The sequence below is a fragment of the Duganella vulcania genome (assembly GCF_009857655.1).
In the GTDB taxonomy this organism is placed as follows: Bacteria; Pseudomonadota; Gammaproteobacteria; order Burkholderiales; family Burkholderiaceae_D; genus Rugamonas; species Rugamonas vulcania.
In genome coordinates, this window is sequence record NZ_WWCX01000024.1 from 1 (window position 1) to 21,025 (window position 21,025).

The following is a 21,025-nucleotide window of genomic DNA, read 5'->3' on the forward strand; positions in this document are numbered from 1 at the left end:
ACTCGGCCCATCTGGCGGTGTACTACGGCGTGTTCGGGGCGGCGCCGCGCCAGAACGCCCAGCCCAGCGCCGCCCCGAACACGCCGTAGTACACCGCCAGATGGGCCGAGTTGATGTTCCCGGCCGCCGCGAACAGCCATTTGCCGGCCGCGACGCTGAAGCCGACGCCGGCGATCGACCCCAGGCACACGCCCACGGTCGCCGCCGCCATCAGCCGCGTGGCGCGCGACTGCCGCGGCACCGGGCCGTCGCGCAACTGGTTCTTGCGCCGCTTCTCCACCCACAGCAGATTGCCCGAATAGAACAGGAAGGCGCCGCTGACCCCAAACAGGAAATACACCCAACGCATCGGATCGCCGCCGTAGCTGCCGAAATGCAGCGCGAACATCGGCGCCACCACGTCGCTCCAGGTATCGCCCCGGCCCGGCAACATGCTGGTGTCGAGCACCTTGCCGGTGTAGGGATGCAGCATCACGAAGCCGGTCTCGGCGCCGCGCACCAGGTGGCGCGGGCTGGCCACCGCCGCCCGCACCACCGGCCGCGGCGTCTCCAGGCCCAGGTACAACAGCTCGGTCACCTCGAGCGCGGGCGCCTCGCGCCGCACCGCCTCGACCAGCGCGCTGGCCGGCCGCAGCTCGTCGAGACGGTGCGGCGCGGGGTCGGCGGCGCGGCGCGCGAACATCGGCTGCGTGCCGTACACGACCTGGGCGATGCCGCCGTAAAACTGGTCGTGGAAAGCAAACACGATCACCGTCACGCTGATGACGATGTGGTACGGCAGGCTGGCGATGCCGACGAGATTGTGCGCGTCAAGCCAGAAACGCTTGCGGTTCTTACCGGGCCGCAGCGCGAAAAAGTCCTTCACCAGCGTCGGCAGCAACAGGATCACGCCCGACACCAGCGCCAGGAAATACAGGATGCCGGCGATGCCCATCAGGTAGGCGCCCAAGTACTCGCCGCCCACCTTGCCGGGTATGCCGCCGGTGCGATGCAACATGTCGATCAGTTCCGCCAGCCGCGAGGGCAGCTCCTGGCGCGTCAACAGTGCGCCGGCCGCGTCCAGCGTCGCATGCCAGCGCTTGCCGGACAGGTCGAGTTCACGCCCGCCCTCGCCTTCGCTCCAGCTGACCGGGGCGGCGATGTTCTCCTGCCGCCGCAGATGCAGCGTGAACTCGCGCCGCGCCGCCGGGCGCTGCGCCAACAGCTCGCTCACCAGCCGGTCGGTTTGCGCGGCCGGCATGGCGGGCAGCGCAAGGACCGGCGCGCTGGTCCAGCGGTCCAGCGGCTGCTTGAACATGGTCAGCGCGCCGGCGAAGAAGCCGATGAACAGCAGCATGCCGGCGCCGATGCCGCCCCAGGTGTGCAGCGCCTGGTAGACGCGCAGGATATCGCTGCGGATTTTCATAGCAATCCCCTCGCATGGAACAGCGCGCCATAAGCCAGCACGTTGGCCGCCGACAGCCATAGCACGGCGCGCAGGCCAGTGCGGAACAGGTAGACGAAGGCAAACACCGGCATCCAGAACACGGTCAGGCTCCACATGACGGCTTGCGACTTGTTGGGCGCGGCGATGCCGCCGGGCCCCCACCACGCCAGCAGGCCGGACAGCGCGAACGCCAGCGACAGGCCCAGCACGGCGCCGGCCAGCGTCTTGGTCCACCAGTCGGGCGCCAGCTTATCCATGGCCGCGCCTGAGCAGGGAGAGCAAGGGCAGCGTGCTGAACGCCAGCATCTGCACCATCAGCCACGCGCACACCGCGGTCAGCGGGCTGTAGTAGCTGAGGCCGCAGGCCAGCGCCAGCAACAGCAGGCCGGCGCCGGACGCCCTCGCCGGCCACGCCGGCAGGGGCTGGCGCAGCCAACCCTGGTGGCGGTGGCTCAGGTACAGCAGCACGCAGGCCGCCACGGTCAGCAGCAAGGCAAGCATCGGTATCAGCATGGCTTAGAACGCGTATGCCGCGCTGACGTAGTAGTTGCGGCCCAGCTCGAACGTCGCGAAGTTCTTGTCCTTGCTCTCCAGCTCGACGTCGGTCAGGTTCTTCACGCCGAAGCGCACGGTGAGGTTGCGGCCGGCCTTGGCCGAGGCCGACACGTCGACGCGGGTGTAGCCGGGCAGCACGCCGCCCTGGTAGAACTGCTCGCCGGTGTAGTGCGCCGACAGCGACGCCTGCAGCCACGGCGCGGCGTTCCAGTTCACGCCGGCGCTGGCCATCTGCCTGGGGCGGTTGTCCAGCCTGGTGTCCTTGCCGTTTTCATCGGTGTAGTCGGCGTTCAGGCGGGTGTAGTTGCCGCTGACCGAGAAGGCCGCGTTGAGGACGGCGTCGGCCTGCAACTCGACGCCGCTGGTCCTGGCCTTGGCGACGTTGGCCCAGCTGCGCGACGGCCCCGCCGGATCGTACAGCGAGACGATCATGTCCTTGACGTCATTCCTGAACAGCACCGCGCTGGCGTTCAGGCCCTTGCGGTGGAACTCGGCGCCGAGCTCGTAGTTGGTGCTCTTTTCCGGCGTCAGATTCGGATTGCCGTTCAGGTAGCAGTTGCCGCCGCAGCTGATGATGCTGTAATCCTTGACCAGCTGGTACGCGTCCGGCGCCTTGAACGCCTGGTTCACGCCGCCCTTGACGGTCCATTCCGGCGTGGCCTGGTAGACCAGGTAGGACTTGGGCGTGAAGTGGTTGCCGAAGGCGGTATGGTCGTCGCGGCCGGCCAGCGTCAGGCTCAGCTGCCTGGTCAGCGTGATCTCATCCTCGACGAAGACCGCCGAGGTGTTGGTGCTCGACTGGCCGGCCGTCAGGTAGGACAGCGGGTCCTTGACGGTCTGGCGGCGCAGGTCGACGCCGGCGGTCAAGGCATGGCGGCCGAACTCGGTGCTGCCGTAGACCTTGGCGTAGGTGTTGTTCTCCTTGAGCACGCGCTGCTGCGGCTTGTTGTAGCGGCTGTTGAAGTCGTCGACCCTGGCGTCCTCGTGGCTCAGGTAGGCCGTGGTGCTGCCCCAGCTCCACAGCGCCTTGTGTGTCACGCCGTAGGTGTTGCGGGTGATGGTCTGCGCGCGGAAATCGCGGGAGGTGTAGTTCCATGCCGGGTTGTAGGAGTAGTAGTACAGGCCCAGCGGGCGCTTGTCCTTGTTGTAGCCGAAGTCGAAGTCGAGGCTCTGGGTTTCCGACAGCTTCCACGTCAGCGTGGACACCAGGTTTTGCGACTGCTTCTCTTCCAGCCGCGGTGGACGGGTGGTGTCGGCCGCGCTGGTGCTGTACCACGGCTTGCGGTCGTAGTCCTCGGCGGCAATCGACAGGCTGAGGGCGTCGTTGAAGGCGCCGGCCGCCGAGGCGCCGAGGCGGTACTGGTCGCCCTGGTCGCCGCTGGCGATGGCGCGGTACTCGCCCGACACAGTGCCGCGCCAGTCCTTGGCCGGGGTCTTGGTGATGATGTTGATGACGCCGCCGACCGCGTCCGAACCGTACAGCGCAGCCATCGGGCCGCGCACAATCTCGACCCGCTTGATGCTGTTGAGCGGGATCGAGCTGAAATCGAAATCGCTGCCGCGCCACAGCGCGCCGCCGGACGACAGGCGGCGGCCATTGACCAGCATCAGCGTGTACTTGCCGGCCAGGCCGCGGATCTGGATCTCGTCGCGGCCGGTGCCATCGCTCTGGTTGTTCACGCCCACCGTCTCGCGCAGCAGGTCGGCCAGGCTGTTGACCGGCGACTTGGCGATGTCATCCGCCGTCAGCACCGTGGTGAACGCCGGCGCCGAAGCCAGATTGTGTTCCCGCAGCGTGGCGCTGACCACCACCGTGCCCGCATCCTGGACGTCCACCGCCGCCGCCGGGACCAACCACGCCCCGGCGCACACGCCGGCCAGCGCGGCGACCATTGTCTTCTTATTTGTCATGCCCATCCCTGCGTTTTGAAAAAAAATGAATGCAAATGATAATTATTTCTATTTAGATTTGCAAGTCATTTAATATCTTTTACGCATCATTGCGGAAACTAAAGATAGTCAGAATGGGCAAGCCTTGCCGGGCTGCGGTATCATCGTGGCCTATGCGCATCGTACTCATTACCGGTATCTCCGGCTCCGGCAAATCCGTCGCCCTGAACGTCCTGGAAGACACAGGACACTATTGCGTGGACAACCTGCCGCCCGCCCTGCTTGCCAGCCTGGTGGACACCCTGGTCGAGGAAGGCCTGGAGTCGCTTGCGGTGGCGGTCGACGCGCGCAGCGCCGAATCGCTGGCCACGCTGCCGGCCGCCGTCGAACGCCTGCGCGCGCAGGGCCACGACGTCAAGATCGTATTCCTCACCGCGAACACGCATTCGCTGGTGGCGCGCTTCTCTGAAACGCGGCGCAGCCATCCGCTGTCGCACGAGCTGCGGCCGGGCCAGAACCCGGCGGCGCGGCGCACGCTGATCGAATGCATCTCGGAAGAGCGCGAGCGGCTGTCGGCCATCGAACAGCTGGGCCATGTGATCGACACCTCGGAACTGAGCGCCAACAAATTGCGCGCCTGGGTCAAGGACCTGGTGGCGGTCGATCGCGCGCCGCTGATCCTGTTCTTTGAATCGTTCGCCTTCAAGCTGGGCGTGCCGCTGGATGCGGACTTCGTGTTCGACGTGCGGGCGCTGCCCAATCCCTACTACGACCTGACCTTGCGCCCGCTGACCGGGCGCGACGCGCCGGTGATCGACTTCCTCAACGCCCAGCCAAGCGCGCTGGACTTGATGAACGACATCCGCGTCTTCATCGAGAAATGGCTGCCGTCGTTCAAGACCGACAACCGCAGCTACCTGACGGTGGCGGTGGGCTGCACCGGCGGCCAGCACCGCTCGGTCTACATGGCCGAGCAGCTGGCGGCCTACTTCCAGCAATCCGAACGCGTCATCCTGCGCCACCGCGAGCAGTAGCCGCCGGCGCTCCCGCTCAAGGGCTTGTAGCGCCTGGCCGTCAGCAGCCCCGTGCACGAACCGCCCAGCTGACTATCTTTCGAGCCAGTTCTCTACGTTGAGGCCACGGATACGGCTGAATTCACGCGTGTTGTCCGTCACCAGGGTGAGGCCGAGCGCATGCGCCTGCGCGGCGATCAGTAAATCATTCATACCGATAGGCTGGCCAGCCGCTTCCAACTCAGCCCGGATGCCGCCATATTCGGCGTCCGCCGGTATATCCAGCGGCAGCACAGGGATGGTCTCAAGGATGGCCTCCACCTTGGCGAGCAATTTGGGCGATCCTTTCTTTGCGCAGCCATAGCGCAGCTCGGATGCGACGATGATGCTGGTGAAAATCTCTTTCGGCCCGACCTGCTCAATGCGACGTGAGACATGCCCGCCCGGGTTGCGGATCACGTCGCTGATGATGTTCGTGTCCAACAGATATCCGCTCAAAAGATGTCCTCCGGCTGGGCGGGCATGTCGTCAATGGCTGGAAACTGATCTTCCGCCCCAAGCGGCGCTTCTTTCCTCCACTCGGCCAGCAATTCAACGATGTTTGCTGGCCTGGTCACTGGCTCGATGATGAGTTTGTTGCCTTCGCGATGGATCAGTACACGATCCCCCGGCAACTCGAACTCGACAGGAATCCGCACCGCCTGGCTGCGGTTGTTGCGAAATAGCTTGGCTTCTTTGGGCTTGGATGGCGTCGATGGGGCAGGCATGGCAGTGCGCTCCTTTGCATATGTCGATAGTATATGCCAGATCAAAACCGCGTCAACCTTGCCCTTCCAACGATCGCCGCCAGCGTCAACGGCTCCAGCGCACCACTTCGATGGTGTGGCCGTCCGGGTCTTTGATCATGGTGCCGAAATAGCAGTCGAATTCGCCGACCACTTCGTAGCAGGCCATGACGACGGGCTCGTCCGATCCAGTTCCACCGCCATCGGTGTCTAGTCCAGGTGACGCAACGGGTGGGCGTAGTCCGGCCACACCGGCTGGAAGAAGCGCTGCACCATGGCGGCGTCCACCTCGTCCAGCGAGGCCGGCTTCCATTGCGGCGCGTTGTCCTTGTCGATCACCAGCGCGCGCACGCCTTCGATCACTTCGCCATCCTCGAAGTTGTGGCGCACCAGCGTGCGCTCCATGCGCAGGCAGCCGGCCACGTCCAGCGCGGCGCCGCGCTTGACCAGCTCGTGCGTCACGCACATCATCAGCGGCGAGCGCGTGGCCATGACCTGCAGCGTCTTTTGCGCGAAGGCGCTGTCGTCCGTTTTCAGCGAGGCGATGATGGCCGGCACCGAGCCGGCGCCGAAGTGGCGATCGATGGCGGCGCGCTCGGCCGCCAGCTTGCTGTCGCCCGCCGCGCCCTTGAACGGCTCGGCGAAGGCGGCGATGGCCTCGGCCAGTTCCGCGCCGGCGGTCGATTCCAGGATGGCCTCCAGCACCTCCATCGCTTCGGCCGGCGCGTAGTGGTCGGCCAGTCCCGCGTACAGCGCGTCGGCCGCGCTAATGGTCACGCCGGTCACGCCGAGATAGCAGCCCAGCTTGCCCGGCGCGCGCGACAGGAAGTAGCTGCCGCCCACATCCGGGAACAGGCCGATGTTCACTTCCGGCATGGCCATTTTGGTCCGCCCGGTGACGATGCGCACGCGGCAGCCGGGGCCGCCCTGCGCCACGCCCATGCCGCCACCCATGACCACGCCATCCATCAGCGCGATGTACGGCTTGGGATAAAAATGGATCAGGTGGTTGAGCGCGTACTCCTCGGTGAAGAAGTCCTCCACCAGCGCGCTGCCGCCCTGCGGCGTGGCGCGGCCGGCGTCGTAGAAGAAGCGGATGTCGCCGCCGGCGCAGAAGGCCTTCTCGCTGCTGCTGCGGATGACCACGGCGGCCACGCCGCTGTCGTCGCGCCACGCCATCAGCGCCTGCGTGATGTCGCGCACCATCGCCAGCGATAAAGAGTTCAAGGCCTTGGGCCGGTCCAGCGTGATGAAGCCGGTTCCGTTGCTGACGCTGGTGTGGACGTATTCGCTCATGGGGTGCGCAGGATAGTGGTGAAAACCCTATTCTATGCGGGCGCAAAAAAGGGCGCCAGTGCGCCCTTAGTTTGATGGTGCCGGGGCCGTTGTTATAGGGCGGCGGCAGCGGGTTCGTAGCTATCCGGGAGATGCTTGATCGCATCGTGACCGTGCTCTTGGACCTTGGCTTTGTACTTCATGACCTGCCGATCCAGCTTGTCGACCAAGGTGTCGATGGCGGCGTACAGGTCCTGGGACAGGCTTTCCACGTAGACGGTCTTGCCCGACATGCGCAGGTTGATTTCAGCCTTCTGGCGTTTCTCTTTCTCTTTAAGGTTATCTACGGTCAGGATGACAGCAATATCAATCACTTGATCAAAGTGGCGGGTGACGCGTTCCAGCTTGCTCTGCACGTATTCACGGATGGCCGAGGTCACTTCGAGATGATGTCCACTGATGGTGAGATTCATACACACTCCTAAAGATAATGTCGCTTCTTACGGTTAGTGCGGGGCCCATTGCTACCGGGCGCGCAGGAACCAAGTAACTACAAAGACTTGCGGAGACTGACTGGCGGGATTTTCAAAGCTTCGCGATATTTGGCAACAGTTCGTCGCGCAATCACCATGCCTTGTTCTCCCAGCATGTCCGCAATCTTACTGTCGGATAAAGGATTTTTCGGGTCTTCTGCTCCTGTCAATTGCACAATGAGTGCGCGTATCGCCGTCGAACTTGCTTCCCCCCCCGCTTCGGTGGCGACATGGCTACCAAAGAAATATTTCAACTCAAACATGCCATGCGGGGTCAGCATATATTTTTGAGTTGTTACACGAGAAATAGTGCTCTCGTGTAGACCCAGTGTATCAGCAATTTCGCGAAGCACAAGGGGGCGCATGGCGACCGCGCCGTGCGAGAAAAAGTTCTTTTGTCGTTCTACTATCGCTTGTGCGACGCGCAAAATCGTGTCGAAACGCTGGCGCATATTCTTGATCAGCCACTTGGCTTCCTGCAGCTGCGCGCCCATCGCGCCCTCGCCTTTTCCCTGCTTGAGCAGGTTGGCGTACATGGCGTTCACGCGCAGGCGCGGCATGACGTCGTTGTTGAGGCTCACTTGCCAGCCGTTGCGTGATTTCTTGACGATCACATCCGGCACCACGTAGTCCGACACGTCCGACGCGAACGCCGAGCCCGGATGCGGATTGCACTGGCGGATGACGGTTTGTGCTTCGCGCAAATCCTCGTCGTCGCACAGCAGCGCCTTCTTCAATTTGTTGAAGTCGCGCTGGGCAAACCAGGTCAAATGATTTTCCACGATGGCCAGCGCCATGCGCCGCGTGACCAGCGGGATGCCCGGCAGGCGCTTGATCTGCAGCGCCAGACACTCGGACGCGTTGCGCGCGCCCACGCCCATCGGGTCGAAGCTTTGCAGCAGCGACAGCGCGGTGCGCAGTTCGTCGAGGTCCACCTCCAGCTCTTCCGGCAGGCGGGCGTGGATTTCCTCCAGCGATTCCTCCAGGTAGCCGTTCTCGTCCAGCGCGTCGATGATCAGCTCGACCAGCGCGCGGTCGCGCATCTCCAGCACCGTCACGCGCATCTGCTCCATCAGGTGCTCGCGCAGCGTGCAGTGGCTGGCCTCGAGCTGCGGACGCGCATCCTCGTCGTCGGGCGCCTTGCTGCGGCCGGCGTCGCTCCAGTCGACGTCGGCGTCGCTGCTGGTGCTCTCGGTGTCGGCGGCCGGGCCGTCGTAGTTGTCGGCGTCGGCGGCCGGCGCCTCCTGGGCGTTGGGCGGGCCTTCCGGCGGCGCGTCGCCGACCGGGGCTTGCTGGCTGATGGCGCCGTCCGACAGCAGCCGCAGCGAGCGGTCCAGCGGGTCGTCGAGGCGCTCCAGCAGCGGATTATCGGTCAGCAGCTGTTCCAGTTCCTGATGCAGCTCCAGCGTCGACAGTTGCAGCAGCCGGATCGACTGCTGCAACTGGGGCGTCAGCGCGAGGTGCTGCGACGTGCGCAGTTGCAAAGACTGTTTCATGGGTCACATACGGAAGTGTTCACCCAGATACACGCGACGCACCGATTCGTTGGCGATGATGTCGTCTGGCCGGCCTGAAGCCAATACCGTGCCCTGGTTGATGATATATGCGCGGTCGCAGATGCCCAGCGTCTCGCGCACATTGTGATCGGTAATGAGGACGCCGATGCCGCGTTCCTTGAGGAAGCGCACGATGCGCTGGATCTCAATGACGGCGATCGGGTCGACCCCGGCGAATGGTTCGTCGAGCAGCACGAAGCGCGGGTTGGTGGCCAGTGCGCGCGCGATCTCCACGCGGCGGCGCTCGCCGCCCGAAAGCGACAGCGCCTGGTTCTCGCGCAGCTTTTCGATCTGCAAATCGGCCAGCAGGGTATTGAGCCGTTCATCAATGGCAGCCTTGGATAAAGGCTTGCCGTCCACTTTCTGGATTTCGAGGACGGCGCGGATATTTTCTTCCACCGTCAGCTTGCGGAACACCGACGCTTCCTGCGGCAGGTAGGACAAGCCGAGCGAGGCGCGGCGGTGGATCGGCAGCGAGGAGATGTCGGTGCCGCTGATGTCGATGCTGCCGGCGTCCGACGGCACCAGGCCGACGATCATGTAGAACGAGGTGGTCTTGCCGGCGCCGTTGGGGCCGAGCAGGCCCACCACTTCGCCGCATTCCACTTGCAGGGACACGTCATGCACGACCTGGCGCTTGCCGTAGGTCTTTTGCAGGCCGCGTACGATCAGGGTGCTACCGCAGGATGGTTCCATGCTCACTTCTCCGTGGCCGGCGGCGTCGACGCGGCTGGCGTGGCGGCCGGCGCGGCCGGGCGGATGGTTGGCTGGATCACCATGGTGCCGCGGCCGGCGCCCGGCTTGCTCTCGCCGGTGACGGTGTTCTTCACGGCGAACTGTTCCTTGCGGCTGTCGTAGGAAATGAACTCGCCGTTGACCTCGTCGCTGAGGCGGCCGCCTTCGAGGCGGCGCACCTTGGCCTTGGAGAACAGCTTGACCAGGTCGGTCTTGTTGCTGTACTCGATGCGCTCGGCTTCGCCTTCGACCCACTGGTCGCCGGCGCCGTCGCGCTTCTGGCGGAAGGTGGCCGGCGTGCCCGGCGTGCTGGTCAGCACGACGAAGTCGTAGCCTTCCGGGTCGGTGGTCATCACCGCCTTGGGCGACTTCAGCAGCAAGGTGCCGCGCGTCAGGATCACGTTGCCGATCAGCGTCTTGACCTGCTTGACGTCGTCGATCTGCAGATCATCATACTGGATCGTGGTCGGCTTGGTGGAGTCGGCCTTTTCCGCGTGGGCGGCGCAGGCCGCCATCAGCAGCACGGCGGCCGACAATATCAATTTTTTCATCGTCATTCCATTCTTCATCGTTGGTTCTTCAATGGCCGGGGCGCGGCGGCAGCACCAGCTGCCCGCGTCCGCCCAGCTGCACTTCGCGCGTGGCGTTGTTGGCCTTCATGCCGACGCCGTTGGCGGTGGCGTTGCCGATCTCCAGCGCCACCGGCGCGGTGGTTTCCATCCGTTCCTCGTCCGGGTACACGGTCAAGGTCGAGGTCGTCATGCGCAGCGCCTGCGCCTTCGGCGTGGCCGGGCGCACCACGTCCACATTACCACTGAGCTTGACGCGCGTATTGCCCTGGTCGACATGGGCGGTGTCGGCATGCATATTCATCGGCGGCTGGTCGCCCGACAGGCTGTGCACGTACGGCTTGTCGATGTCGGACGCGTCGCCGACCGGGTGGTGGGTCAGCTTCTCGCCGGAGATGATGTAGGCCGGCTGGCCGGTCTTGTTCATGCGTACCATGCTGAAGCGGTCGATGATGTAGTCCGGCTCGTTGCGGTGCTGGTCGGCCTGCGCCTGCTGGCCGGCCTGGTTGACCACCTGCACCAGCCAGAAGCTGCCGATGGCGACAAACACACCGACCACCATCACGATGGTCAACTGCCAGCGGTGGGCTGTTCTCTTATGCATGCTCGGTCCTCGTCAAACCAGGAACTGCGCCATCACGCGCTCGTACGTGCCCTGCGCATGCAGCAGCAGTTCGCATACTTCGCGCACGGCGCCGCGGCCGCCAGCGGCCACCGTGGTGTGGTGGGCGCGCTCCAGCACTTCGGCGCGGCCGTTCGGCACGGCCACCGCGAAGCCGACGCGCGTGAGGATCGGCAGGTCGACCACGTCGTCGCCGATGAAGCCCACCTGCTCGGCGGTGAGGCCGGTCTTTTCCAGCAGCGCATTGAACGGCGTGAGCTTGTCGTGGCCGCCCTGGTGCAGGAAGCCGATGCCGAGGTCGGCCGCGCGCTTGATCACCTGCGGCGAGGTGCGCGCGCTGATGATGGCGGTCTGCACGCCGGACTCCTGCAGCAGCTTGATGCCCAGGCCGTCGTGCACGTTGAAGGTCTTGAGCGCCTCGCCCTCGGCGCCGTAGTGCAGGCTGCCGTCGGTCAGCACGCCGTCGACGTCGAAGATCATCAGCTTGACGCGCGCGGCGCGTTCCACATACGTTAATTCGGTCATCAGATCACCTTGGCGCGGGTCAGGTCGTGGATGTGCAGCGCGCCGACCAGCTTGCCGTCGGCGTCGGTCACCAGCATCTGGTTGATGCGGAACTGTTCCATCACCGCGACCGCGTCGACCGCCAGTTTTTCCGGCGAGATGCTGCGCGGGTTGGCGTGCATGACGTCGCGGATCACGACCTTGGTGAAGTCCTGGACCTTCTCGATCATGCGGCGCAGGTCACCGTCGGTGAACACGCCGATTGGTTTGTTATCGGCGTCGACCACGGCGGTCATGCCCATGCCCTTTTGCGTGATCTCCAGCAGCGCGTCGGTCAGCTTGACGTCGGCGGTGACCTTCGGCACGGCGTCGCCGCTGCGCATGACGTCGCGCACGTGGGTCAGCAGGCGGCGGCCCAGCGCGCCGCCCGGATGCGAGCGCGCGAAGTCTTCTTCCTTGAAGCCGCGCAGGTCCAGCAGCGCGACGGCGATGGCGTCGCCCAGCGCCAGCGTGACGGTGGTGGAGGTGGTCGGCGCCAGGTTCATCGGGCAGGCTTCCTTGGCCACGGCCACGTTCAGGTGGACATCGGCGATGTCGGCCAGGCTGGAGCCGGGCTTGCCGGTCATGGCGATGACCTTGCTGCCCATGCGCTTGACCACCGGCAGGATGGTCATCAGCTCGGCGCTCTCGCCGGAATAGGAAATGGCGATGAAGGCATCGTCGGCGGTGACCATGCCGAGGTCGCCGTGCGCGGCTTCGGCCGGATGCACGAACAGCGCCGGCGTGCCGGTCGAGGCCAGCGTGGCGGCGATCTTGCGGCCTATGTGGCCGGACTTGCCGATGCCGGACACGACCACACGCCCCTTGCAATTCAGCAACAGTTCGATGGCCTGCACCACGCTGTCGTCGGCGTCCAGGCGGGCGTTCAGGGCGGCGATGGCCTCGGCCTCGTTTTGCAGGGTGTCGCGGGCAAGGCGCAACGCACGCGCGGCCATATTTGCGTCAAAAGCTTTCAGCATTGTTTTTTCATGGGTTACACTCATGCCCAAGTATAGCCGAATTGAGAAAGCAAAAAACTTGCCAGTAACAACATAAGGGGCCCTACAGCCCACAAACAACGAAATAATATTTTCTGGCCAGGTTGATATGACGTTTACACCTTTGGAATTGACCTTGTTGTTGCTGGGCAGCGCGGTGCTGGGCGTGGTCGCCTTCCGCATGCTGCAGCTGCCGCCGATGCTGGGCTACCTGGCGGTCGGCATCCTGATCGGCCCCCACGCGCTGGGCCTGGCCGAGTCGGGCGAGGCCTTCCACTCGCTGGCCGAGTTCGGCGTGGTGTTCCTGATGTTCTCCATCGGGCTGGAATTCTCCCTCCCCAAATTAATGGCCATGCGCGGCATCGTGTTCGGGCTGGGCATGGCGCAGGTGGTGCTGACCATCGTCGCCACCATGGTGTTCGGCTGGGCCATCGCCACGCAGCTGCCGCCGGCCATCCACATCGGCTGGCAAGCCTCGTTCGCGCTGGGCGGCGCGCTGGCCATGTCGTCCACCGCCATCGTCTCCAAGATGCTGACCGAGCGGCTGGAGCTGGAAAGCGAGCACGGCCGCAAGATCATCGGCATCCTGCTGTTCCAGGATCTGGCCGTGGTGCCGTTGCTGATCCTGATTCCGTCGCTGGGCCAGCGGCCGGACGCGCTGGCCGAGACGCTGGCCTGGGCCGGCGTCAAGGCCGTGATCGTGCTGGCCTTGCTGCTGTTCTTCGGCCAGAAGCTGGTGCGTGGCTGGTTCACGGTGGTGGTCAAGCGGCGCTCGCAGGAGCTGTTCATGCTCAATCTGCTGCTGATCACGCTGGGCGCGGCCTGGATCACCGAGCGTGCCGGCCTGTCGCTCGCGCTGGGCGCCTTCGTGGCCGGCATGCTGATTTCCGAGACCGAATACAAGCACCAGGTGGAGGAGGACATCAAGCCCTTCCGCGACGTGCTGCTGGGGCTGTTCTTCATCACCATCGGCATGCTGCTCAACGTGCGGCTGGTGATGTCGCACTGGTGGCTGGTGCTGGTGCTGCTGGCGGGGCCGGTGCTGCTCAAGTTCGCGCTGATCGCCGGGCTGGCCAAGCTGTTCGGCGCCTCGGACGGCGTGTCGATGCGCACCGGCCTGGCGCTGGCGCAGGCCGGCGAGTTCGGCTTCGTGCTGCTCAACCTGGCCGGCGGCAGCCATCTGATGGACCCGCTCATCATCCAGGTGGTGCTGGCGTCGATGGTGCTGTCGATGCTGGTGGCGCCGTTCATCATCGCCAAGTCCGACCAGATCGTGATGAAGGTCTCCAGCAACGAATGGATGATGCAATCGCTGGCGCTGACCAAGATCGCCAGCCGCACCATGTCCACCAACAAGCACGTGATCGTGTGCGGCTTCGGCCGCAGCGGGCAAAGCCTGGCGACCCTGCTGACGGAAGAAAATATCGACTACCACGCGCTGGACCTGGATCCGGAGCGGGTGCAGGAGGCGCAGACGGCCGGGCGCAACGTGTCCTACGGCGACGCCGCGCGGCGCGAGAGCCTGGTGGCGGCCGGCATCTACCGCGCCAGCGCGGTGGTGATCACCTACGCCAGCACGCCGTCGGCGCTGAAAGTGCTGCACCTGGTGCACGAGCTGGCGCCGACCTTGCCGGTGATCGTGCGCTCGCACGACGATACCGACCTCGACCGCCTGAAGGCGGCCGGCGCGGCCGAGGTGGTGCCGGAGCTGATGGAGGGCAGCCTGATGCTGGCCTCGCACGCGCTCGTGATGCTGGGCGTGCCGCTGCGGCGGGTGGTGCACCGGGTGCAGACGGCGCGCGAAGAGCGTTACGCCTCGCTGCGCGGCTACTTCCACGGCGCCAGCGACGCCGGCGAGGAGGCCGACCTGGAGCGCCTGCACTCGGTCACGCTGCGCGACAGCGCGGCCAGCGTGGGCAAGTCGCTGGGCGAGATCGACGTGGCCGGCGCGGGTGCCGAAGTAAGCGGCATCCGGCGCGGCAAGGGCCGGCTGGACGTGGCGCCGGAACTGGTCCTGGAAGCGGGCGACGTGGTGGTCCTGCGCGGCACGGCCGAAGCCGTCAACCGCGCCGAGCAGCGCCTGCTGCGCTAATTCCGGTCAACACCAATTGGGGTCAAGTCTGACATTCGGACACGGGCTCTGCTTTAGCTAATTGGGGTCAAGTCTGGCATTCGGACACGAGCTCTGCCCTAGCACAGCGCTAGGGCAGAGCTCGTGTCCGAATGCCAGACTTGACCCCAGTTTTGTGGCGGCAGCTACGGCAGAGGCCGTGTCCGAATGTCAGACTTGACCCCCGCCTTCCACGCGGCTGACTACGCGGTTGCGGCCGGTTTCCTTGGCGACGTACAGCAGCGTGTCGGCCTGCGCCACCCAGGCGCGCGCGATGGCTGCCGGGTCGCCTTCGGTTTCGCCCGGATTCAGGCAGGCCACGCCGATCGATACCGTGACCGACAACTGCAATTCCTGCGACAGCGCGATCATGCTGCCTGCCACGCTGGCGCGGATGCGCTCGGCCACGAAGGCGGCGCTTTCCAGATTGGCGTCGATCAGCAGCACCACAAACTCTTCGCCGCCAAAACGCGCCAGCGCGTCCGACGTGCGCAGCTCGTTCTTGATGCGGCTGGCCACTTCGCGCAGCACGTCGTCGCCGCCGCCGTGGCCGACCGTGTCGTTGACCCGCTTGAAGTGGTCGATGTCGATGTACATGAACGAGATCGGATATTTCTGGCGCCGCGCGCGCGCGATCTCCTCCAGCAAACGCCGGTCGATGTAGCGCCGGTTGTAGACCCCGGTCAGCGAGTCGGTCAGGCCGATGTACTTCAACATCTCGTTACTGATGACGTTTTCCAGGCAGATGGCGATGATTGACGCCATGTGCTCGATGAAGTCCGTGCCCAGGCTGGGCGTGAAGCGGGTCGGGTCGCAGCTGCCCAGGTTGAGGCTGCCGATAATGCGCTTGTTGCGCAGCAGCGGCACCAGCGCCACGCTTTGCAGCCCCACCGGCGGCCGCGGGAACGGCGTCGCGTGGCGCTGCGCGTCGTACATGCCCAGCAGCGGCTTGGGCGGCGGCGCGTAGACGTTGCGCTGGCCCAGGTCGAAGCCGAGCCCATCCAGCGATTCCACAAAGATCAGCTCGGGGAAATCCTCGAACACCACGTCCAGCTTGAGCATGACGGTGCGGATGTCGGCGTCCTCGTCGACCAAGGTCAGGGTCACGCTGTCGAGCTCGGAGATCACCGGCAGCACGCGGAAGATGGTGCCGATCAGTTCGGGAAAATTGGCGGCGCTGACGATGTCCAGGTCGAAGGCCTGGTGGCGCGTCATGATGGAGTGGTTGCGCTCGGCCTGCTCCAGCAGGTAAGCCATGCGCGCCCGCAGGGCCTGGTTTTCGGCCGCCAGATCCACCGCGCGCGCAGCGTGGTCAGTCTGCGGCGATAACTTGCCTGTTGCAGTTTGCGTCATATTTGCCCTTACTCATCAGCTGGTTTCATTCCCCTTGCCACATTACGCCAACTTTTAGCGCTTGGGAATGCCTGAGCGCATTAAAACGCCAGCGTGACGACGATTTCCTCCCCCACCCGCACCTGCTGGCCCTCGCCGGCGACCAGGATGGCGTTCATGCCGAAGCACAGGGCGCCATCCAGCTCCGCCTTGGCGCGGTAGCTTTGCATGATGTCCAGCGGGTCGGGACCGAACTGGCCAGTGGCCTGGTCGACCGACGGCATCGGGCAGCGCGAGCACGGCTTGACCGGCTTGAGCAAGGCGTCACCCAGCTGGAACGATTCCACGTAGTCCTCCTCGAAGGCCTCGATGCCGGACACGACCAGGTTGGGACGGAAGCGGTTCATCGGGATGGCGTCGCGGCCGGCGCGGCGCAGCTTGTCGTTCAGGTCGTCCAGTGAGGCGGCCCCGGCCACCAGCATCGGGTAGCCGTCCGAGAACATGGTGGTGGCGGCCACGCCGTTGGTCCACTTCTCGCTGACGGCGCGCTCGGCGTTGGCGTGGAAACGCGCCAGCCGGCACGGCACGCCGATCGCCTGGGTGAACCATTCGGCGGTCAGGTCGTCGCAGTCGTAGGCCAGCACGGTGTCGTCCCAGACCTGGGTGGTGAGGGTGGGGGCGAGATAGGGATCGGGCAGGTCGAGCGGGATTTCCAGCCGCAGCATGCCGGGCGCGCGCAGCTCCAGCGTGCTGGCCTTGAGGCTGGGGGTGATCAGCGCCATGCGCGGATGGTCGCGCTGGGTCAGGCAGACGCCGGCGCCGTCGACCACCATCCACTCGCGGTCGTAGATCTGTCCGGACATCAGGCCGGTGACGGTCAGTGTGGCTTCCTGCAGCGGGATGCCGCCGCAGGACTTGATCGGATACAGCGTGATTTCGGAGAGGATGGGCATGTTCGGCACCGTTGTTAGGCAGATGAAAACATTGCCATTATACGATCAGCCGGAGCGGACCGCTGGCGGCCCGCCCTCCCCGTCCGGGATTACTCCTCGGCTTTGGCGGCGGCCTTGGGCGCACGCGGTGCGCGTGGCGCCGCTGGCTTGCGAGGCTTGGCGGCGGCCTTGGCCTTGGCCGGCTTGGCGGCCGGCGCGGCTTCAACGTCGGCCGAAGCAGCCGGCGCCGGGGCGTCGACCGGCGCAGGCACAGGCACAGGCACTGGCACTGGCATTGCGGCGGCCGGCTGTTCGCCGTTCGCCGCAACCGCTCCCTTGCCGCCGCGCGCATTCTTCGCGCCCTTGCCACCCTTGCCCGATGCGGCATCCTCGGTCTTCGGCTTGGCGGCCTCTTTCAGTTTGCGTGCGGGCGGTTTCTGGCCGCTTTTCTTCTTGGCCGGCACCTCGACGGCAACCACCGGCTCGCTGACCACCACCGGCAGCTCGACCGCCGCTTCGATGACCACCGGCGCCTCGGCCGCAGCCTCAGCCCGCTCCTGGCGCTCGCCCTGTTTGCGTCCGCCGCGATTGCCGCGTCCACGGCCACGGCCGCGATCGGACTCGTCCACCGGCGCGGCGGCTACTTCCGCCGGCTCCGGCTGGCCAGCCAACTGCTCAGGCTCGATGTAGGCTTGCGGCTCCGCCTCGTCCGTCATCGTGGTGTCGGCGGTCTGCGCGGCGCGGGCTTGCTGCGCCTGGCGCTCGGCCTGGCGCTCGGCGAAACGCTCGGCGGCGGTGCGGCCACGGCCACGGCTGCGGCGCGACTCCTGCTTGCCGCCATCCTGCGCCTCGGCCTGGGCGCCGTCCACCGGCGTCTCGCTCACCTGCAAGCCAGGCGTCGCCACGCCGGTGCCGCGATACACATACGCGCCGGATTTTTCATCGCGGCCGAATTCCAGCAGGCCACGCGCCTTGCATTCCTCGATCAGGTTGCCGAAGGTGCGGAAGCCATAGTAGGACTCGCTGAAGTCCGGCTTGCGGCGCTTGATCGCCTCCTTCAGCACGGAGGCCCAGATCTTGCCGCTGTCGCCGCGCTCGGAGACCAGCGCCTCGAAGGTGTTGGCGGCGATTTCCACCGCCTGGTTGCGGCGCTTGTCCATCTCTTCGCGGCGCATGCGTTCCTCTTCCGGCGAGCGCTTGACGGCCGGCTTGGCCTCGCTGCTGGATTCGCGCTTGGCGCGGCGGCTCTCGCGCACCAGGTCGTCGTAGAAGATGAACTCGTCGCAGTTGGCCACCAGCAGGTCCGAGGTCGACTGCTTGACGCCGACGCCGATCACCTTCTTGGCGTTCTCGCGCAGCTTGGACACCAGCGGCGAGAAATCGGAATCGCCGGAGATGATGACGAAGGTGTCGACGTGCGACTTGGTGTAGCACAGGTCGAGCGCGTCGACCACCATGCGGATGTCGGCCGAGTTCTTGCCGGACTGGCGCACGTGCGGGATCTCGATCAGCTCGAAGTTGGCCTCGTGCATGGGCGCCTTGAAGCCCTTGTAGCGGTCCCAGTCGCAATACGCCTTCTTGACCACGATGCTGCCTTTGAGCAGCAGACGTTCCAGCACCGGCTTGATGTCGAACTTGTCGTAATTAGCGTCGCGCACACCGAGCGCCACGTTTTCAAAATCGCAGAACAGCGCCATGCTGACGTTATCGTTGGAAGATGCCATGAAGAGTATTTTTCTAGTGAGGAGTGAGGCGGGAGCGGAAGGCCGACGCTTGCAATCCAAGGATTATACCCAACAAAGCCGCGCGCGCGACTAACGGCACAGCCCGCGCGTATTTTCACGCGGGAACCAGAGACTAGATCTTCACCGTGTAGCGCATTTCCTTGAACTCTATGCGATCGAACCGCAGCGCCCGGGCGTAGGACTGCAAAAGGGTGTTGTCGAGAATGGACTCCATCAACGCCAGGAAGAATAAATGCAGCGCTCCAGTGCCGCCGCTCACCATATGCCACTGGATAAGCTGAGTGCCGTGGATGCCGCGCGGTGCAGCCAAGGGTTGCTGATTCAATGCGAAACTAAAGCTCGGAAACAGAATCGCCCCTTTTCCGAAAACAAAAATGCCATCGAGTGTAGATGAACGCAAGTGCGGCAGGACGCCAGGGTGGTCGGCGCCCACCGCCTCGCGCAAGCCGATCCGCTTCATGTCGGGACGCACAATCTCGGCCGCCTTGTAGTATTTAACCAGCCATTCGAAAATGGTGTCCAGGGTCACCGCGCTCGAATAGGCCACAAGGAAGCGCCTCGGAACCCGGGGCTGCTCTTGTCCCTCGGGCCATTGCGGATCAAGGGCGGAAATACGTTCGGCCGCCTCACAGGCTTGCTTGATATCCTTTTCCTGCAATATCGATTTCACTTCGATGGTCGCTTTGACGCCCTCGATCGGAAACAGGGAGATGTCCGCCCCCATGTCGAATCGCGGTATGCGCTCGTCGTACAGGACCACGTCCATCTGGTTGCGGATTTTGCCCGACTGCGAGCGCGCATCGATAACTTCGCCAGTTCCTATGCCGATTCCCTCGCCAATATGCCCGGCCAGAAAGTCGGCGATAAAAGCTTCGCGCGGAGTTCCCTTGTGGAGGTTATGCCCCGATGTCTGCTGCACCTTCGCTCTCGCCAACAACAGCTCTTCAACGTACGAAAAATGATCGTTGAATAAAGTGCCGCGCTGAACGATGGGGGCGCCGGCAGCGGGAGGTTTCTTCGCGCCCTTGGGCGCACTCTTTGCGGCTTTCGGTGGTTTGGCAGGTTTCGGCGGTTTCACTGCGGCCGTGACTTGTGCCGAGGCTTTGGGAGTGGTCTTTTTGGGGGAATTGGGCATAGCGCGAGTATATGCCGGAATGTTACTAAATTCACTATTTTTTTTGAAACCGCCAATACAAAAGGGCCGGGTCCTGCGTTGTACAGAACTCGGCCCTTGGCTGCTTGGCCAACTCCACCATCCAACATGATGGGGTCAGCTCACAACTGCGGATCTTTCGCTTAGACGTTGAACAGGAAGTTCAACACATCACCATCCTTGACCACATATTCCTTGCCCTCGGCGCGCATCTTGCCCGCTTCCTTGGCGCCGCTCTCGCCCTTGTACTGGATGAAGTCGTCGTAGGCGATGGTTTGCGCGCGGATGAAGCCGCGTTCGAAGTCGGTGTGGATCACGCCGGCCGCTTGCGGCGCGGTGTCGCCGATGTGGATGGTCCAGGCGCGCACTTCCTTCACGCCGGCGGTGAAGTAGGTTTGCAGGCCCAGCAGCTTGTAGGCCGCGCGGATCAGACGGTCCAGGCCCGGCTCTTCCATGCCCATGTCGGCCAGGAAGGCGCTCTTGTCGGCGTCGTCCAGGTCGGCGATTTCCGCTTCGATCGACGCGCAGATGGCGACGATGGGCGCGTTCTGCGTGGCGGCGTAGGCGGTCAGCTGGTCCAGCAGCGGGTTGTTGGTGAAACCGGTGTCCGACACGTTGGCCACGTACATGGCCGGCTTGGCGGTGATCAGGCACAGCGGCTTGATCAGGGCCATCTCGTCGGCGTCCAGGCCCATGGCGCGCACCGGCTTGGCTTCGTTCAGGTGCGGCACGATGCGCTCCATGATGGCCAGCAGCTTGGCGGCGTCCTTGTCGCCGGAACGGGCTTTCTTGTTTTCGCGGTGGATGGCTTTTTCCACGGTGCCCAGGTCGGCCAGCGCCAGCTCGGTCTGGATCACTTCGATATCGTCCAGCGGGCTGACCTTGCCGGCCACGTGGATCACGTTGTCATCTTCGAAGCAGCGCACGACGTTGACGATGGCGTCGGTTTCGCGGATGTGCGACAGGAACTGGTTGCCCAGGCCCTCACCCTGCGACGCGCCCGCCACCAGGCCGGCGATGTCGACGAACTCGACGATGGCGTTGACCATGCGTTCCGGCTTGACGATCTCGGCCAGGCCGGCCATGCGCGGATCCGGCACTTCAACCACGCCGACGTTAGGCTCGATGGTGCAGAACGGATAGTTCTCGGCCGGGATGCCGGCCTTGGTCAGGGCGTTGAAGAGGGTGGACTTGCCGACGTTGGGCAGGCCGACGATGCCGCATTGGAGACTCATGAAAAACCTTTAATTATC

The 21,025-nt window shown here is 64.7% G+C and carries 21 protein-coding genes; 2 read left to right on the plus strand and 19 right to left on the minus strand.

Annotated features, from left to right (window positions below; genetic code table 11):
- Window positions 1-22 precede the first annotated feature (22 nt).
- The 4 genes from GTP90_RS15400 to GTP90_RS15415 are packed head-to-tail and all read right to left on the minus strand — an operon-like array spanning window position 23 to window position 3,892.
- Window positions 23-1,405 (minus strand): PepSY-associated TM helix domain-containing protein, encoded by a 1,383-nt coding sequence (locus GTP90_RS15400; protein ID WP_254451879.1) that lies wholly within the window; start codon window positions 1,403-1,405, stop codon window positions 23-25.
- On the minus strand, window positions 1,402-1,683 hold the full coding sequence (locus GTP90_RS15405) for a hypothetical protein (RefSeq protein WP_161084379.1): 282 nt from the start codon (window positions 1,681-1,683) through the stop codon (window positions 1,402-1,404). The genes GTP90_RS15400 and GTP90_RS15405 overlap by 4 nt, the downstream gene beginning before the upstream one ends.
- On the minus strand, window positions 1,676-1,939 hold the full coding sequence (locus GTP90_RS15410) for a hypothetical protein (protein ID WP_161084380.1): 264 nt from the start codon (window positions 1,937-1,939) through the stop codon (window positions 1,676-1,678). The genes GTP90_RS15405 and GTP90_RS15410 overlap by 8 nt, the downstream gene beginning before the upstream one ends.
- Window positions 1,940-1,942: 3 nt before the next feature.
- Window positions 1,943-3,892 carry a TonB-dependent receptor domain-containing protein gene (locus GTP90_RS15415; protein WP_161084381.1) on the minus strand — a complete coding sequence of 650 codons (1,950 nt, stop codon included), beginning with the start codon at window positions 3,890-3,892 and terminating at the stop codon, window positions 1,943-1,945.
- Between the two features lie 152 nt (window positions 3,893-4,044).
- Between GTP90_RS15415 and rapZ the strand changes: the two genes are divergently transcribed.
- Window positions 4,045-4,905 (plus strand): RNase adapter RapZ, encoded by an 861-nt coding sequence (gene rapZ, locus GTP90_RS15420; RefSeq protein WP_161084382.1) that lies wholly within the window; start codon window positions 4,045-4,047, stop codon window positions 4,903-4,905.
- A 72-nt stretch (window positions 4,906-4,977) separates the two neighbouring features.
- On the opposite strand, the gene GTP90_RS15425 is transcribed toward rapZ, so the two are convergent.
- From GTP90_RS15425 to GTP90_RS15470, 10 genes are all read right to left on the minus strand, one after another.
- A complete protein-coding gene (locus tag GTP90_RS15425) occupies window positions 4,978-5,382 on the minus strand; it encodes a type II toxin-antitoxin system VapC family toxin (RefSeq protein WP_161084383.1) in 405 nt (134 codons plus the stop codon).
- On the minus strand, window positions 5,379-5,651 hold the full coding sequence (locus GTP90_RS15430; protein ID WP_161084384.1) for an antitoxin: 273 nt from the start codon (window positions 5,649-5,651) through the stop codon (window positions 5,379-5,381). The genes GTP90_RS15425 and GTP90_RS15430 overlap by 4 nt, the downstream gene beginning before the upstream one ends.
- Before the next feature lie 228 nt (window positions 5,652-5,879).
- The gene (locus GTP90_RS15435; RefSeq protein ID WP_161084385.1) at window positions 5,880-6,965 is read right to left on the minus strand and encodes an enoyl-CoA hydratase/isomerase family protein; all 1,086 of its coding nucleotides are present in this window, start codon (window positions 6,963-6,965) and stop codon (window positions 5,880-5,882) included.
- A gap of 92 nt (window positions 6,966-7,057) precedes the next feature.
- Window positions 7,058-7,417 carry a ribosome hibernation-promoting factor, HPF/YfiA family gene (gene hpf / locus GTP90_RS15440; RefSeq protein ID WP_117014394.1) on the minus strand — a complete coding sequence of 120 codons (360 nt, stop codon included), beginning with the start codon at window positions 7,415-7,417 and terminating at the stop codon, window positions 7,058-7,060.
- Between the two features lie 77 nt (window positions 7,418-7,494).
- Window positions 7,495-8,973 carry an RNA polymerase factor sigma-54 gene (locus GTP90_RS15445; protein ID WP_161084386.1) on the minus strand — a complete coding sequence of 493 codons (1,479 nt, stop codon included), beginning with the start codon at window positions 8,971-8,973 and terminating at the stop codon, window positions 7,495-7,497.
- 3 nt (window positions 8,974-8,976) lie between these two features.
- Complete coding sequence (gene lptB, locus GTP90_RS15450) at window positions 8,977-9,729, minus strand: LPS export ABC transporter ATP-binding protein (RefSeq protein ID WP_020704452.1); 753 nt, start codon at window positions 9,727-9,729, stop codon at window positions 8,977-8,979.
- Between the two features lie 2 nt (window positions 9,730-9,731).
- Complete coding sequence (lptA, locus tag GTP90_RS15455) at window positions 9,732-10,319, minus strand: lipopolysaccharide transport periplasmic protein LptA (protein WP_161084387.1); 588 nt, start codon at window positions 10,317-10,319, stop codon at window positions 9,732-9,734.
- Between the two features lie 28 nt (window positions 10,320-10,347).
- Window positions 10,348-10,941, minus strand: coding sequence for an LPS export ABC transporter periplasmic protein LptC (gene lptC, locus GTP90_RS15460; protein WP_161084388.1), 594 nt, complete (start codon window positions 10,939-10,941; stop codon window positions 10,348-10,350).
- Window positions 10,942-10,953: 12 nt separating this feature from the next.
- Entirely contained in the window at window positions 10,954-11,484 is a 531-nt protein-coding gene (locus GTP90_RS15465) for a KdsC family phosphatase (protein ID WP_161084389.1), read from the minus strand.
- Complete coding sequence (locus tag GTP90_RS15470) at window positions 11,484-12,482, minus strand: KpsF/GutQ family sugar-phosphate isomerase (protein WP_161084390.1); 999 nt, start codon at window positions 12,480-12,482, stop codon at window positions 11,484-11,486. The genes GTP90_RS15465 and GTP90_RS15470 overlap by 1 nt, the downstream gene beginning before the upstream one ends.
- Before the next feature lie 127 nt (window positions 12,483-12,609).
- Between GTP90_RS15470 and GTP90_RS15475 the strand changes: the two genes are divergently transcribed.
- Window positions 12,610-14,592 (plus strand): monovalent cation:proton antiporter family protein, encoded by a 1,983-nt coding sequence (locus GTP90_RS15475; protein ID WP_161084391.1) that lies wholly within the window; start codon window positions 12,610-12,612, stop codon window positions 14,590-14,592.
- 189 nt (window positions 14,593-14,781) lie between these two features.
- On the opposite strand, the gene GTP90_RS15480 is transcribed toward GTP90_RS15475, so the two are convergent.
- The 5 genes from GTP90_RS15480 to ychF all read right to left on the minus strand — a co-directional run bounded on the left by GTP90_RS15480 (window position 14,782) and on the right by ychF (window position 21,007).
- On the minus strand, window positions 14,782-15,963 hold the full coding sequence (locus tag GTP90_RS15480) for a GGDEF domain-containing protein (RefSeq protein WP_161084392.1): 1,182 nt from the start codon (window positions 15,961-15,963) through the stop codon (window positions 14,782-14,784).
- An 80-nt stretch (window positions 15,964-16,043) separates the two neighbouring features.
- On the minus strand, window positions 16,044-16,895 hold the full coding sequence (locus GTP90_RS15485; RefSeq protein ID WP_161084393.1) for an MOSC domain-containing protein: 852 nt from the start codon (window positions 16,893-16,895) through the stop codon (window positions 16,044-16,046).
- 89 nt (window positions 16,896-16,984) lie between these two features.
- A complete protein-coding gene (locus GTP90_RS15490; RefSeq protein WP_161084394.1) occupies window positions 16,985-18,598 on the minus strand; it encodes an NYN domain-containing protein in 1,614 nt (537 codons plus the stop codon).
- Window positions 18,599-18,731: 133 nt separating this feature from the next.
- A complete protein-coding gene (locus tag GTP90_RS15495) occupies window positions 18,732-19,754 on the minus strand; it encodes a DUF6602 domain-containing protein (RefSeq protein WP_161084395.1) in 1,023 nt (340 codons plus the stop codon).
- A gap of 161 nt (window positions 19,755-19,915) precedes the next feature.
- A complete protein-coding gene (gene ychF, locus GTP90_RS15500) occupies window positions 19,916-21,007 on the minus strand; it encodes a redox-regulated ATPase YchF (RefSeq protein ID WP_161084396.1) in 1,092 nt (363 codons plus the stop codon).
- Window positions 21,008-21,025: the final 18 nt, after the last annotated feature.

Coding starts and splice junctions, on each gene's coding strand:
- GTP90_RS15435 (WP_161084385.1), bottom strand. CDS start 6,965: ATGAGCGAATACGTCCACACCAGCGTCAGCAACGGAACCGGCTTCATC.
- GTP90_RS15415 (WP_161084381.1), bottom strand. CDS start 3,892: ATGACAAATAAGAAGACAATGGTCGCCGCGCTGGCCGGCGTGTGCGCC.
- GTP90_RS15430 (WP_161084384.1), bottom strand. CDS start 5,651: ATGCCTGCCCCATCGACGCCATCCAAGCCCAAAGAAGCCAAGCTATTT.
- lptA (WP_161084387.1), bottom strand. CDS start 10,319: ATGAAAAAATTGATATTGTCGGCCGCCGTGCTGCTGATGGCGGCCTGC.
- GTP90_RS15470 (WP_161084390.1), bottom strand. CDS start 12,482: ATGCTGAAAGCTTTTGACGCAAATATGGCCGCGCGTGCGTTGCGCCTT.
- GTP90_RS15495 (WP_161084395.1), bottom strand. CDS start 19,754: ATGCCCAATTCCCCCAAAAAGACCACTCCCAAAGCCTCGGCACAAGTC.
- GTP90_RS15490 (WP_161084394.1), bottom strand. CDS start 18,598: ATGGCATCTTCCAACGATAACGTCAGCATGGCGCTGTTCTGCGATTTT.
- GTP90_RS15400 (WP_254451879.1), bottom strand. CDS start 1,405: ATGAAAATCCGCAGCGATATCCTGCGCGTCTACCAGGCGCTGCACACC.
- GTP90_RS15475 (WP_161084391.1), top strand. CDS start 12,610: ATGACGTTTACACCTTTGGAATTGACCTTGTTGTTGCTGGGCAGCGCG.
- GTP90_RS15405 (WP_161084379.1), bottom strand. CDS start 1,683: ATGGATAAGCTGGCGCCCGACTGGTGGACCAAGACGCTGGCCGGCGCC.
- GTP90_RS15480 (WP_161084392.1), bottom strand. CDS start 15,963: ATGACGCAAACTGCAACAGGCAAGTTATCGCCGCAGACTGACCACGCT.
- rapZ (WP_161084382.1), top strand. CDS start 4,045: ATGCGCATCGTACTCATTACCGGTATCTCCGGCTCCGGCAAATCCGTC.
- lptC (WP_161084388.1), bottom strand. CDS start 10,941: ATGCATAAGAGAACAGCCCACCGCTGGCAGTTGACCATCGTGATGGTG.
- GTP90_RS15465 (WP_161084389.1), bottom strand. CDS start 11,484: ATGACCGAATTAACGTATGTGGAACGCGCCGCGCGCGTCAAGCTGATG.
- GTP90_RS15485 (WP_161084393.1), bottom strand. CDS start 16,895: ATGCCCATCCTCTCCGAAATCACGCTGTATCCGATCAAGTCCTGCGGC.
- GTP90_RS15445 (WP_161084386.1), bottom strand. CDS start 8,973: ATGAAACAGTCTTTGCAACTGCGCACGTCGCAGCACCTCGCGCTGACG.
- ychF (WP_161084396.1), bottom strand. CDS start 21,007: ATGAGTCTCCAATGCGGCATCGTCGGCCTGCCCAACGTCGGCAAGTCC.
- GTP90_RS15410 (WP_161084380.1), bottom strand. CDS start 1,939: ATGCTGATACCGATGCTTGCCTTGCTGCTGACCGTGGCGGCCTGCGTG.
- lptB (WP_020704452.1), bottom strand. CDS start 9,729: ATGGAACCATCCTGCGGTAGCACCCTGATCGTACGCGGCCTGCAAAAG.
- hpf (WP_117014394.1), bottom strand. CDS start 7,417: ATGAATCTCACCATCAGTGGACATCATCTCGAAGTGACCTCGGCCATC.